We start from the raw sequence: 12,280 nt of genomic DNA, 5'->3' as shown, positions 1-12,280 counted from the left end.
TGGACGAGCGCTTTTTTATTGGGCGGATTTTGCCCACGCGGCCATCGGGAACCTGAGAGGGGAATACATCATGAGTGCATTTCACGACCTGAAGTTGGAGGCACTGAACGGCGGGGATCTGCCCCTCGCACCGTTCAAGGGCCAAGTGGTGCTGGTGGTCAACGTTGCCTCCAAGTGTGGCCTGACGCCGCAATACGCTTCGCTGGAAAAGCTGCAACAGCAGTTCAAGGGCAAGGGTTTCAGCGTGCTGGGGCTGCCCTGCAACCAGTTTGCCGGCCAGGAGCCTGGCAGCGAGAAGGAAATCCAGGAATTCTGCAGCCTCAACTACGGTGTCAGCTTCCCCTTGGGCGCCAAGCTGGAGGTCAATGGGCCGCAACGCCACTCGCTGTATCGCCTGCTGGCGGGGGAGGGGGCCGAATTCCCCGGTGACATCAGCTGGAACTTCGAAAAGTTTCTGGTAGGCAAGGACGGCCGCGTGCTGGCGCGCTTCTCGCCGCGCACTGCGCCGGATGACCCTACCGTGGTTCAGGCCATCGAGAAGGCCCTGGGCTAAGGTTTTTGCTCAGCCGCGCGGGGCTGTCGAACCTGGCTTGATCGCCAGCGCAGTGCCCGGGGCCTGTTGCGCCGCGCCTGCGCGTTGTTTGCAGGCACCATACAGATAGCCCTCGAACTGCTCGACAATCGCCGGCCAGCCTTGGCGGCTGGCGTGTTGACGGGCATTCAGGCGTACTCGGCGCAGGGTTTCTTCCTCTTCCAGTAGCCAGCAGGCGGCATCGATAAAGGCCGCCTGGTCCCCGGGCATGGCCAGCGCGCCGCTGTGCCCATGACGAAGATGTTGCGCGGCCGCCGCCTCATCGTAGGCCACCACCGCCAGCCCCGAAGCCATGCCTTCGAGTACCACGTTGCCAAAGGTTTCGGTCAGGCTTGGGAACAGGAACAGGTCACCGCTGGCATAGTGCTCGGCCAGTGCCTCACCGCGCTGGGCGCCACAGAGCACGGCATCAGCCACCTGTTGTTCAAGGGCGGCGCGCTGTGGGCCGTCGCCGACCACGATCAGGCGCAGGCGCTTCTGTGGATAAGTCTGCTTCAGCGCGTCCAGGCACGGGCGCAGCAGCCCCAGGTTCTTTTCTGCCGCCAAGCGCCCGACATGCAGCACGGCGATATCGTCCGGGCCAAGCCCCCAGCTTTCACGCAGCACCTGGCTGCGCCGGGCCGGGTTGAACAGGCAGGCATCGACCCCGCGGGCCAGCAGTTCCAGGCGCTCGAAACCACGGCGTTCAAGCTCCAGGCGCTGGCTGATGCTGGGCACCAGCGTGATGGCCGTACGGCGATGGAACCAGCGCAGGTAGTGGGTGAGCAGGCGTGCCAGCAAACCCAAGCCATATTGGCCGGAGTACTGCGGGAAGTTGGTATGGAAACCGCTGACCACCGGCACCCCCAGGCGCCGTGCCGCGCGCAGCGCACTCAGCCCCAATGGCCCTTCGGTAGCGATGTACAGCACATCCGGGCGTTGTCTGCGCCAGCGCCGCAGCAGCTTGTGCATGGACACTTCGCCCCATTGCAGGCCGGGGTAGCCGGGCAAGCCCCAGCCGCGGCATAGCATCAGTTGCGGGTCGTTGTGCACCGGCGCTTCGCCGGCTTGGCGTGGGCGCACGATCTCGATGTCATGCCCGCGTTGGCGCAACCCTTCGCTGAGGCGGCCAAGGGTATTGGCGACACCGTTGATCTCCGGTGGGAAGGTTTCGCTGACGAGGGTGATACGCAGGGCGGGTGTATTCATGACAAAAAGTGTCCGCCTGCAGCATTGCGCGCATGTGACGGCCTTGTGACGTGCAGGTGACGCCTGATCGCCGGTTGTTTCAACGGTGTGAATATTTGCCTGCAGGGTGCTCAAGAACCTGCCACCGCCAGCCGATGAAGATGCATTCGATTACGTGCTGCGCTCCAGGAGAGCGGGAATGTTCAACAACAAGCTCAAGCAAGAAATCCAGCAACTGCGTGAAGACCTGCTGTCGGTCGAACAGGTCAAGAGCAGCCTCGACAGCGAGATGCTGGTGCTCCAGCTCGACCCCCAAGGACGGATCGAGATGGTCAACGGCAACTTCGAGAGCGAGATGCTCTACCGTGCCGACCAACTGCTTGGACGCAAACTCGAGGACATTGTCCCGGCCCATGTGAAGACGCTGGATTTCTATCAGCGCATGAAAAGCGCCATCAGCCGTGGCGAGCACCTCAACGGGGCGTTCCGCCTGCTGCGTGGCAATGGCCAGGAAGCGTGGCTGCGCTCCATCCTGCAGCCGGTGAAGAACAGCGAAGGGCGCATCAAGTATTTCACCCTGCACTCGAGCGACCTTACCCGCACCATCGAAACCTCACGCGAGCACGAAAGCCTGATCAAGGCATTGATGCGCTCGACCGCCGTGATCGAATTTGGCCTCGATGGCACCATCCTGACTGCCAACGAACGCTTTCTGACCTCGGTCGGCTACCGCCTCGAGCAGATCCGCGGCAAGCATCACCGCATCTTCTGTGAGCCTGCAGAAGCCAATTCGCCAGGTTATCAGGCGTTCTGGGACAAGCTGCGCCGGGGCGAATACATCGCTGAACGCTTCAAGCGCATCGACGCCCATGGCCGGGTAGTGTGGCTGGAGGCGTCCTACAACCCGATCTTTGATGCCCATGACGTGCTGTACAAGGTGGTCAAATTTGCCACCGTGATCACCGACCAGGTCAACCAGGAGCAGGCAGTTGCCGAGGCGGCGGACATCGCCTTCAACACTTCGCTGGGCACGGACACCAGCGCGCGCAAGGCCACCGAGGTGGTAACGCAAACCGTAAGCGTCATGCGTGGGCTGGAGGCGTCGATGCAGGAGGCGGCCGAGGGTATCCAGGCGCTGGACACTCAGTCGCGGGTGATCGGCTCGATCATCAAGACCATCAGCGACATTGCCGGGCAGACCAACCTGCTGGCGCTCAACGCCGCCATCGAGGCAGCCCGTGCGGGGGAGCAGGGGCGGGGGTTTGCCGTGGTCGCCGACGAAGTACGCCAGTTGGCCTCGCGTACCAGCACTGCCACCGAGGAGATTGCCCGGGTCGTGCAGCAGAACGAGCAATTGGCCCAGGCTGCGGTGGCGATCATCGACACCAGCAAGCGCCAGGCCGAGCAGGGGCTTGCGCTTGCCGATGAGACTGGCAACGTGATCGTCGAGATTCAGGACGGGGCGAAGCGGGTGGTGGACGTGGTGGGGCAGTTTTCCAGCCGACTGGCTCAGTGATTGTTGTTGTTGTAGGAGCGGCCTTGCGTCGCGAAAGGGTCGCGTAGCGGCCCCGGCGATTTTTGCTGCGCCACAGAACCTGGGGCCGCTACGCGACCCTTTCGCGACGCAAGGCCGCTCCTACACCAGCGCGTGCCAGGCTCAGTTACGCTCGCGTACCCAGAACAGGGTGGCACCGGCCACCGCCGCCGGCATCATCAGCACGTTCACCACCGGCACCATCAGCGCCAAGTAGGTGATGCCGCCAAAGCCCAGCGACTGCCAGCGCTTGCTGCGCAGCCAGGCGAGCATGTCCTGCCAGCTCATCTTGTTGTTGTCCGCCGGGTAGTCGATGTACTGGATAGCCATCATCCATACCCCAAAGATCAGCCACAGCGGCGCCGCGATCACGTTGACCACGGGGATCAGCGACAGGATGAACAGGCCGATCGCCCGGGGCAGGAAGTAGCCCAGCTTGCGCATCTCGCGGCCAAAGGTGCGCGGCACCATGGCCACCAGCTCAGCCCAGCTGAACGCGGGGAAATTGTCTTCGCCGCGCACCACCACTTCGACCTTTTCGGCCAGAAAACCATTGAACGGTGCGGCAATGACGTTGGCCACCAGGGTGAAGGTGAAGAACACCATCAGCACCACCAGGGCGACGAACAGTGGCCAGAGAATGTACGTGAGGAAGTTCAACCAGCTTGGCAGGGTCGGCATCAGCGCGTCGACCCACACACTGAACTGGTGGCCGGCAAAGTAGATCAGGCCGCCGAACAGCAGCAGGTTGACCGCCAGGGGCAGCAGCACGAACAACCGCAGGTTCGGGCTCAGCACCAGTTTCAGGCCTTCGCGCAGATACTGGGGGCCAGAGAGGACAGGGGCTTGCATCGAGACACTCCGAACATAAGGAAAACGCGCTGACCTTACCGAGTTTGTTGCGCCGACGAAAGGCGGGCGATGTCGGCGAAACCGGCTGTAACAAAAGCACCAGGGCATTTTTCGTGAATGAAATTGCTGAATAGACGATGCCTATGAGGTGGATTGTCGAAGGATATTTCCTTAATCTTTGCGACCTCGCTACAGTGCGCTCAACTTTTAGGTTCTGGACCGACGCGTAGTAGCCTTCCCCAAGGTTGCGTGGGTCCTTTTTAAATTCCAGCTGGCACCGCCGGCACACCGATGCTGGCCCCGTGCGGCCGGCTCGACAGGAGTTCGACATGTCTGAAGTACGTCATTCGCGCGTCATCATCCTCGGTTCCGGCCCTGCCGGTTACAGCGCCGCAGTTTATGCCGCCCGTGCCAACCTCAAGCCGCTGCTGATCACCGGCATGCAGGCCGGTGGCCAGCTGACGACCACCACCGAAGTCGACAACTGGCCGGGCGACCCCCATGGCCTGACCGGCCCAGCCCTGATGCAGCGCATGCAAGAGCACGCCGAGCGCTTCGAGACCGAGATCGTCTTCGACCACATCAACGCTGTCGACCTGGCCAACAAGCCATTCACCCTGCAAGGTGACAGTGGCACTTACACCTGCGACGCGCTGATCGTTGCCACTGGCGCCAGCGCCCGCTACCTGGGCCTGCCGTCGGAAGAAACCTTCATGGGCAAGGGTGTTTCGGCCTGCGCGACCTGTGACGGCTTCTTCTACCGCAACAAGCCGGTAGCCGTTGTCGGCGGCGGCAACACCGCGGTTGAAGAGGCGCTGTACCTGGCCAACATCGCCAGCAAGGTGACCTTGGTTCACCGTCGCGAAACCTTCCGTGCCGAGAAGATTCTGGTCGACAAACTCAACGCCCGCGTGGCCGAAGGCAAGATCGAGCTCAAGCTCAACGCCACCCTGGACGAAGTACTGGGTGACAACATGGGCGTGACCGGTGCGCGCCTGAAGAACAACGATGGCAGCAGCGACGAAATCAAGGTCGACGGCGTGTTCATCGCCATTGGCCACACGCCGAACACGTCGCTGTTCGAAGGCCAGCTGACCCTCAAGGACGGCTACCTGGTGGTCAATGGCGGCCGTGAAGGCAACGCCACTGCCACCAATGTCGAAGGTGTGTTCGCAGCGGGCGACGTGGCCGACCACGTCTACCGTCAGGCCATCACCTCGGCCGGTGCAGGCTGCATGGCGGCGCTGGACGTCGAGCGTTACCTGGACGGCTTGGCCAACGCCTCGTTCTGATCCGACGCTCGAAAAAAACCGGCCATCTGGCCGGTTTTTTCATGCCTGCAATTTTCTGCGCCTTCAGAGGCTCAAGCGCATCGACAAGTCCACCGCCTTCACATCCTTGGTCATGGCACCAATGGAGATGTAATCGACGCCGGTTTCGGCAATCACCCGCAAGGTGCTCTCGTTGACGCCGCCGCTGGCCTCAAGTTTGGCCTTGCCTGCGGTGATGCGTACGGCTTCGCGCATTTCATCCAGGGTCAGCTCGTCGAGCATGATGATATCCGCCCCCGCACTCAGGGCCTGGCGCAGTTCGTCCAGGCTTTCGACCTCGATTTCCACCGGCTTGCCAGGGGCGATGCGGTGCGCTGCTGCCACCGCTTCAGGCACGCCACCGCTGGCGGCGATGTGGTTTTCCTTGATCAGGAAGGCATCGTAAAGGCCGATGCGGTGGTTGTCGCAACCGCCACAGGTGACTGCGTACTTTTGCGCCAGGCGCAGGCCGGGCAGGGTTTTGCGGGTGTCGAGCAGGCGCACCTGGGTGCCGTCGACCAGGTCGGCCAGAAAGCGCGCGCGCGTGGCGACGCCAGACAGCATCTGCAAGAAGTTGAGCGCACTGCGCTCACCGCTGAGCAGCGAGCGTGCCGGGCCTTCCAGGTGGAACAGCGGCTGGTTGGCCAGCGCGCGGTCGCCGTCGGCAACTTGCCAGTGCACGGCTACCCGCGGGTCGAGCTGGCGGAACACGGCGTCGACCCAGGCGGTGCCGGCGATCACGCAGTCTTCGCGGGTAATGATGGTCGCCTTGGCCAGGCGCTCGGCCGGGATCAGCTGCGCGGTGATGTCGCCACTGCCGATGTCCTCCAGCAGCGCGCGGCGCACGTTGGCTTCGATTTCGGCGGTCAGGTCGGCGAGGCGTAGGTTCGGCATGGTCGGCTCCACAAGCTAGATGCCGGCGATTATAGGGCAGGGGGCCGGTGTGTACAGCGCCCTGGCGGGTGACCTTTGGTCGGTCGGTGTGAGCATCTGCGGCAAAGCAGGGTCATTTGCCTGCACGCGAAACGGCGCTGGCAGCTATCAGATTTTTTGCCGATAATAGTGCCCAGTATTTGGCGTCATAGCTTTGACGAATTATTGCCCGCTCGGGCAAGCGAGCCTGCAAGGAGTTCGGGATGCATAAAGAAGGCAAGGTGGTGCCGCTGGCGGCAGCCATCGACAGAGGGGCGCGCACGCCTCTGCCTTGCCTTCCGGTATTGCTCCTGCAAGTGCGCGACAAGGCTGCACTGCAATTGCGCCAAGGCCTGCAAGCCTTGTTCGACAACGCCGACGACACCCTGTTCGAGATGGCCGACAAGGCCTTCGAGCGCTGCGACCAGAACCTGTATTTTGAAGCGATGCGCGACTTGCGCCTGAAGCGCAAAAGCATCGAGCGGGGCTTTCTCGATACCTTCTACGACACCTTCGCCAGCATCGGCAAGGTGGACCCCTTGGGGTGCCTGGGAGAAACGCAAAGTGCCGCCAGCAAGGCGCAACTGGAGCGTGCATCGGCGCTTGAAGGGATGGTTGCGCGGGTGCTCTCGCGTGACGGCGTTGCCCTCCAGCAATTGGGCCTGCGCTTGCAGGCCTTGCTCGATCGCCCTGTAGGCGAGCGGCAGAACCCGGTCGGGCCTGCTGCCTTGTGCGGTTATTTTCTCGAAGCGGGCCGCAACCTGGGGGTCGGTTTGCGGGTGAAGCTGGTGTTGCTCAAGCTCTTCGAGCGCTACGTGCTGCGTGATGTGGATGTGCTTTATGCAGAGGCCAACCAGTTGCTGGCCGCCGCCGGCGTACTGCCCGAGTTGCAACCCGCACCGCGTCGGCGTGCCGAGGACCGGCGCATGGGGCCCGGGCGCCGGCCGGCAAACCTGGAGGCACAGGGGCAGGTGGGCGCGGACAGTGCGGGGCAAGCGTACTTTGCTTCGCTGCAGGCACTGCTGGCCCCGGCGCGTGGGCAGATAGCACCGCGGTTGCAGGCTGTGGCCGCTGCCCAGCCGATCAGCACCGGCGACCTGCTGCGCCTGCTCTCGCACCTGCAACACTATGTGCCCGCCACCCAGGCGGCAGATGACTTCGAACTCGGCCAGCAGCTTGAGCAACTGCTGTTGCGCGTCAGTGTGCGCAGTGGCACCCGCCGGCGCATCGCCACCGCCGATGAAGACATGATCAACTTGGTAGGCTTGCTGTTCGGCTATATCCACAATGACCACAACCTGCCGCCCAGCCTGCGGGCGCTGATCGCGCGTTTGCATATCCCGCTGCTCAAGGTCGCGCTGCTCGACAAGGGGCTGTTCAGCCGTGCCAGCCACCCGGCCCGCCGCCTGCTCAACGAGATCGCTGCTGCTGCGATCGGCTGGGAGCAGGGCGGTGAGGGCCTGCGCGACAGTTTGCATCTGCGGGTGGAGCGAATCATTCAGCGCCTGCTCAACGATTACACCGAGGACGCGTGCCTGTTCGCCGAACTGCTCGACGAGTTCCTTGCCTTCAGCCACGACGAGCGCCGCCGCAACGATCTGCTCGAGCAGCGCACGCGCGACGCCGAAGAGGGCCGGGCGCGCACCTTGCAGGCCCGCCTGCGGGTGCAGCAGGTGCTCAACCAGCGTCTGCGCGGGCGGCTATTGCCGCAGGTGGTGGTGCAGATGCTGGTGCAGGCCTGGAGCCAGGTGCTGCTGCTGGCGTGGCTCAAGCAGGGCGAAGGCTCGCAGGTGTGGCGTGATGCCCTGGCCACCATGGACACCCTGCTCGCCAGCATTGCCCCGCATCAGGCCTGCGAGCAACTGCTGCAACAGGTGCCAGGCCTGCTCAAGGCCTTGCGTGAAGGCCTGGCTGGCGTAGCGCTGGACTCGTCCGCCACCCGCGACTTCTTCCAGCAACTGGAGCAATTGCACCTGCGTGCCTGCTCGGCTTGCTTACCGCCATTGGCCGATGACCACCCGGCGTTGCAAGAGGTACGGGTAGCCGAGGACATCGTCCTGGCGCTTGCCGAAGAGCCGGCCTGTGCGCCCTTGCACATTGCCGACGGGTTCGCCGCGCAACTGCGCCAGGTGCAGCGCCTGCGTATCGGCACCTGGGTCGAGGTGTTCGATGAAGACGACCCACTGCGCTGCAAGCTGGTGGCACGTATCGACAGCAATGATCGGCTGGTCTTCGCCAATCGCACGGGCATGAAGGTGCGAGAATGGAGCACTGGCAGCCTGGCCCAGGCGCTGCAGCGGGGGGATGCGCGGGTGCTCGATGACGGCTTGCTGTTCGAACGAGCGCTGGAGTCGGTGCTTAAAGGGCTGCGGCAACAGCAGGTGCATTGACCCCCTTACAATGATTCACATGCAAACGGCCTCGCCCGCAGGGCATACTGCTGTTCTGTACCCGGCGTTTTTCAGGATCTGCCCCCATGCAATTGGACCGTGCCACCGGCTGGTTCCACGGAATCACCCACTGCCCTTCGCCGAACTTCAACGCGCGCCCCGAGGGCGAGTCGATATCCCTGCTGGTGATCCACAACATCAGCCTGCCGCCCGCGTGTTTCGGCACCGGCAAGGTTCAGGAATTCTTCCAGAACCGCCTGGACGCCAATGAGCACCCCTATTTCCAGAGCATCTGCCAGCTGACGGTGTCGGCGCACCTGTTCGTCGAGCGCGATGGTGCCGTGACCCAGTTTGTGTCGTTGCTCGACCGCGCCTGGCATGCTGGCGTCTCCAGCTTCGACGGGCGTGAAGGCTGCAACGACTTTTCCATCGGTATCGAACTCGAAGGCACTGACGACCTGCCTTACACCGATGCCCAGTACGCCACGCTGGCGCAGCTTACCCGGCAGATCCGCAGCGCCTGGCCGGTCATCGGCCTGGCGCGCATCCAGGGCCACAGCGACATTGCGCCGGTGCGCAAGACCGACCCAGGCCCGGCATTCGACTGGGGTCGCTATCGCCAAACCGTGAAGGATAACGAGGACTACCCATGAGTTTTCTGGTTCTGCTGCTGGCGCTGTGGGTCGAGAAGTTCTCGGCACTGCGCCATCAAGTACAGCGCGATGGTTTTTTCCTGGGCGAGATGGTGCGCCTGGAGCGCAGCGGCAAGGTGCAGCCGTGGTGGACGCTGGCCATTCTGGTGCTGGCGCCGGTAGCGGTGCTGGTATTGCTGCTGCATGTGCTGGAGCCGGTGGCCTATGGCCTGCTGGCATTGCCGGTACACCTGCTGGTGCTGGTCTACAGCCTGGGCCGCGGCGATGCGAAGGCGGCGCTGGGGCCGTTTCGCGATGCCTGGCGGCGCGGTGATGATCAGGCCGCGCTGCACGTTGCCGAGCGCGATCTGGGCCTGGTGGCCGACGACCCCCACAGCTTGCTGGTGCGCGTGCAGGGCTATTTGCTGTGGCAGGCTTACCAAAGCTTCTTTGCCGTTATCTTCTGGTATTTCGTGCTCGGCCCAGGTGCTGCGTTGGCCTATCGCCTGCTGGCGCTGTGCGGCGAGCACAGCAATCAGCCTGCGCTCAAGGCGCGTGCCGAGCAATTGCGGCACATCATGGACTGGTTGCCGGTGCGGGTGCTGGCCTTGAGCTTCGCGCTGGTCGGCAATTTCGTCGCGGTGACCCGCGTCATGCTGCACGAACTGCTCAACTGGCACATCAGCGCCGGGCACCTGGTGGCCCGGGTCGGCCGGATTGCCGACGATATTCCCGAGGAAGAAGACAGCCAGCGTGGGTTGAGCCGGTTGGACAGCCTGTGGGAGTTGCTGTTGCGCTGCGCGGTGCTGTGGTACGCCGGGTTCGCGTTGTGGACGGTGTTGGTCTGAGCCTACCCAGGTTAGCTGGCTACCAGCCAAACAGCTCGCAGGCATTGCGGCTGCTGGCGGCGGCCAGTTGCTCGACATCGACCCCCATCACCTGCGCCAGCGCCGCCGCGATCTCAGGCAAGTGCTCCGGGCTGTTGCGCTCACCCGGGTACATCACCGGGGCCATGTCCGGCGCATCGGTCTCCAGCACGACGCTCTCCAGCGGTAGCCGTGCCAGGGTTTTGCGCAGCCGCAACGCCTGGGGCCAGGTGGCTGCCCCGCCAAGGCCAAGGCGAAACCCGAGCTTGATGTATTCACGCGCTTCTTCGTAACTGCCCGCAAACGCATGGATCACCCCCGCCCGCGCCGGCTTGTAGCGCTTGAGCGTGGCAATCACCTGGGCGTGGCTGCGGCGCACATGCAGCAAGGCGGGCAGTGCGAAGTCGCAGGCCAGTTGCAACTGGGCCTCGAACAGCGCCTGTTGGCGGCCCTTGTCCAGTGCTTCGAGGTAGTAGTCCAGCCCGAACTCACCCACAGCGCACAGGCGCGGGTCGCCGCGCAGGCGGTCCAGCCAGTCGCGCAGTTGGGTAAGGTGCTCGGGGCGATGCTGGTCGAGATAGACCGGATGCAGCCCAAGGGCTGCAAACACCTGCGTCTCGGCGCAGGCCAGGTCCCATACCCGCTGGAAGTTCGCCTGATACACCCCCAGCACCACCATGCGTTCAACCCCTCGCGCCGCCGCGTTGGCCAGCAGGCGCGGGCGGTCGGCATCGAAGTCGGGGAAGTCGAGGTGGGTGTGGGTGTCGATCAGGCGCATGCTCAGCCCGCTGTGATCCGTTGCTTGAAGGTTCGACCGATGGCGTGTACGCCGGGTTCGTAGCGTTTTTCCTCGATTGCAGCCAGGGCCAGCTCCAGTGCGGTGGCAGCAATCAGCCCGTGCTGCTGGGCCATGGCATTGACCGGAAGCGGCAGGAAATCGAGCAGTTGATTGTCACCGAAGGTGCCCAGCTGCAGCTGGCGCGAGTCGGCGGGGCGCGCCTGCAGGGTGTCGAACACGCCTTGCAGCAGCACGTAGGAGGTGGTGACCAAGGCGTCGGGCAACCCCCCTTGCTCGTCGATCAGTTGCTGCATCAGGCGCTGGCCGCATTCGCGGCTGAATGCCTCGCCCTGGTAACGCCGCACTTCACCGGCATAGCCCTGCAGCGCTTCATCGAAGCCGCCGGCACGGGCCTGGCTGACCGAAAGCTCTGGGCGCGCGCCGATCAGGGCGATGCTGCGCGGGGCAGCGCTTAGCAGGCTGGCCGCCAGCTGGCGGCTGGCATCGCGATCATCGCTGATGACCGAGCAGAAGTGCGCTGGGTCCAGGCGGCGGTCGATGGCGATCACCGGCAGGCCCTTGTCCTGCAGCTCACGGTAGCTGTCGTCTTCCACCGGCAGGCAGCTGGCGACGAACAGGGCATCGCAACGGCGGGCGCGGAACAGTTGCTGCAACTGGCGCTCGCTGTCGGGCTGGTCATCGCTGCTGGCAATCAGCAACTGATAGCCCCGGGCTCGGGCGCCTTGTTCCAGTTGCTTGGCGATGCGGGCGTAGCTGGGGTTCTCAAGGTCAGGGAGAATGAAGCCCAACGTGCGGGTGTGTCGGCTGCGCAGGCCGGCGGCTTGCGGGTTGGGCGTGAAGCCATGGGCTTCGACCACCGCGCGCACGCGCTCGACAGTGCCGCTGCTGATGCGCTGCTGTTCGGCCTTGCCATTGATGACGTAGCTGGCAGTGGTCACGGACACACCGGCCAGACGGGCGATATCGCTGAGTTTCACCGAATTTTCCTTATTATTACCGGGGCTGGCTGCGAGGCCTGACCGGGTAGTTTGACCCGGAGTTGCCACCGCGCGCAGACGACCATTGTCGCAATTGTCCGACAGGATGGGGCTTTTTCCTGGGGAGATTATCGAGTAACGTGGCCGCCTGGTCAGGTTAAACGTTTCAGCTGCCAAATATTCTGCCTTGGCTGCCGTCTGTGCACGGCTGTTGAACTGGCCGTTTTCGTGAATTTCACAACAATAACC

At 63.7% G+C, this 12,280-nt stretch carries 11 protein-coding genes and 1 pseudogene; 7 read left to right on the top strand and 5 right to left on the bottom strand.

Annotated elements, in window-relative coordinates; genetic code table 11:
* The first annotated feature begins 70 nt into the window (after positions 1-70).
* Entirely contained in the window at positions 71-553 is a 483-nt protein-coding gene (locus tag DJ563_RS17010) for a glutathione peroxidase (RefSeq protein WP_274099297.1), read from the top strand.
* 9 nt (positions 554-562) lie between these two features.
* On the opposite strand, the gene DJ563_RS17005 is transcribed toward DJ563_RS17010, so the two are convergent.
* Positions 563-1,780 (bottom strand): glycosyltransferase family 4 protein, encoded by a 1,218-nt coding sequence (locus DJ563_RS17005; RefSeq protein WP_274099296.1) that lies wholly within the window; start codon positions 1,778-1,780, stop codon positions 563-565.
* 178 nt (positions 1,781-1,958) lie between these two features.
* Here DJ563_RS17005 and DJ563_RS17000 point away from each other — a divergent pair.
* Both DJ563_RS17000 and DJ563_RS16995 read left to right on the top strand, forming a co-directional pair.
* A pseudogene (locus tag DJ563_RS17000) lies at positions 1,959-2,687 on the top strand (PAS domain-containing protein); the annotation flags it as partial.
* 156 nt (positions 2,688-2,843) lie between these two features.
* Positions 2,844-3,275: a methyl-accepting chemotaxis protein gene (locus DJ563_RS16995; RefSeq protein ID WP_371925420.1), complete on the top strand. Its 432-nt coding sequence runs from the start codon at positions 2,844-2,846 to the stop codon at positions 3,273-3,275.
* Positions 3,276-3,416: 141 nt separating this feature from the next.
* On the opposite strand, the gene cysZ is transcribed toward DJ563_RS16995, so the two are convergent.
* Positions 3,417-4,145, bottom strand: coding sequence for a sulfate transporter CysZ (gene cysZ / locus DJ563_RS16990; RefSeq protein WP_186660229.1), 729 nt, complete (start codon positions 4,143-4,145; stop codon positions 3,417-3,419).
* A 329-nt stretch (positions 4,146-4,474) separates the two neighbouring features.
* On the opposite strand from cysZ, the gene trxB reads away from it, so the two are divergent.
* Positions 4,475-5,437, top strand: coding sequence for a thioredoxin-disulfide reductase (gene trxB / locus DJ563_RS16985; protein ID WP_033701267.1), 963 nt, complete (start codon positions 4,475-4,477; stop codon positions 5,435-5,437).
* A 63-nt stretch (positions 5,438-5,500) separates the two neighbouring features.
* Here the strand turns inward: trxB and nadC are convergent, their stop codons facing one another.
* Entirely contained in the window at positions 5,501-6,349 is an 849-nt protein-coding gene (nadC, locus tag DJ563_RS16980) for a carboxylating nicotinate-nucleotide diphosphorylase (protein ID WP_186660227.1), read from the bottom strand.
* 242 nt (positions 6,350-6,591) lie between these two features.
* Between nadC and DJ563_RS16975 the strand changes: the two genes are divergently transcribed.
* From DJ563_RS16975 to ampE, 3 genes are all read left to right on the top strand, one after another.
* Positions 6,592-8,757: a DUF1631 domain-containing protein gene (locus DJ563_RS16975; RefSeq protein WP_434518066.1), complete on the top strand. Its 2,166-nt coding sequence runs from the start codon at positions 6,592-6,594 to the stop codon at positions 8,755-8,757.
* A gap of 86 nt (positions 8,758-8,843) precedes the next feature.
* A complete protein-coding gene (gene ampD / locus DJ563_RS16970) occupies positions 8,844-9,410 on the top strand; it encodes a 1,6-anhydro-N-acetylmuramyl-L-alanine amidase AmpD (protein ID WP_047582731.1) in 567 nt (188 codons plus the stop codon).
* Positions 9,407-10,237, top strand: coding sequence for a regulatory signaling modulator protein AmpE (gene ampE, locus DJ563_RS16965; RefSeq protein WP_274099293.1), 831 nt, complete (start codon positions 9,407-9,409; stop codon positions 10,235-10,237). The genes ampD and ampE overlap by 4 nt, the downstream gene beginning before the upstream one ends.
* A gap of 19 nt (positions 10,238-10,256) precedes the next feature.
* Here ampE and DJ563_RS16960 read toward each other — a convergent pair whose 3' ends face one another.
* Both DJ563_RS16960 and cra read right to left on the bottom strand, forming a co-directional pair.
* Positions 10,257-11,033, bottom strand: a complete 777-nt coding sequence (locus DJ563_RS16960) for a TatD family hydrolase (RefSeq protein ID WP_047582730.1) — start codon at positions 11,031-11,033, stop codon at positions 10,257-10,259.
* Between the two features lie 2 nt (positions 11,034-11,035).
* Positions 11,036-12,031 (bottom strand): catabolite repressor/activator, encoded by a 996-nt coding sequence (cra, locus tag DJ563_RS16955; RefSeq protein ID WP_162525082.1) that lies wholly within the window; start codon positions 12,029-12,031, stop codon positions 11,036-11,038.
* Between the last annotated feature and the right edge of the window lie 249 nt (positions 12,032-12,280).

The sequence above is a fragment of the Pseudomonas sp. NFX1 genome (genome assembly GCF_051123555.1).
GTDB classification, from domain to species: domain Bacteria; phylum Pseudomonadota; class Gammaproteobacteria; order Pseudomonadales; family Pseudomonadaceae; genus Aquipseudomonas; species Aquipseudomonas capeferrum.
This window is presented reverse-complemented; position numbering and strand designations above follow the sequence as displayed.

Bases quoted from the DNA above. Each gene is read 5' to 3' on its own strand.
- DJ563_RS17010 (WP_274099297.1), top strand. From the start codon at position 71: ATGAGTGCATTTCACGACCTGAAGTTGGAGGCACTGAACGGCGGGGAT.
- DJ563_RS17005 (WP_274099296.1), bottom strand. From the start codon at position 1,780: ATGAATACACCCGCCCTGCGTATCACCCTCGTCAGCGAAACCTTCCCA.
- DJ563_RS16995 (WP_371925420.1), top strand. From the start codon at position 2,844: ATGCGTGGGCTGGAGGCGTCGATGCAGGAGGCGGCCGAGGGTATCCAG.
- cysZ (WP_186660229.1), bottom strand. From the start codon at position 4,145: ATGCAAGCCCCTGTCCTCTCTGGCCCCCAGTATCTGCGCGAAGGCCTG.
- trxB (WP_033701267.1), top strand. From the start codon at position 4,475: ATGTCTGAAGTACGTCATTCGCGCGTCATCATCCTCGGTTCCGGCCCT.
- nadC (WP_186660227.1), bottom strand. From the start codon at position 6,349: ATGCCGAACCTACGCCTCGCCGACCTGACCGCCGAAATCGAAGCCAAC.
- DJ563_RS16975 (WP_434518066.1), top strand. From the start codon at position 6,592: ATGCATAAAGAAGGCAAGGTGGTGCCGCTGGCGGCAGCCATCGACAGA.
- ampD (WP_047582731.1), top strand. From the start codon at position 8,844: ATGCAATTGGACCGTGCCACCGGCTGGTTCCACGGAATCACCCACTGC.
- ampE (WP_274099293.1), top strand. From the start codon at position 9,407: ATGAGTTTTCTGGTTCTGCTGCTGGCGCTGTGGGTCGAGAAGTTCTCG.
- DJ563_RS16960 (WP_047582730.1), bottom strand. From the start codon at position 11,033: ATGCGCCTGATCGACACCCACACCCACCTCGACTTCCCCGACTTCGAT.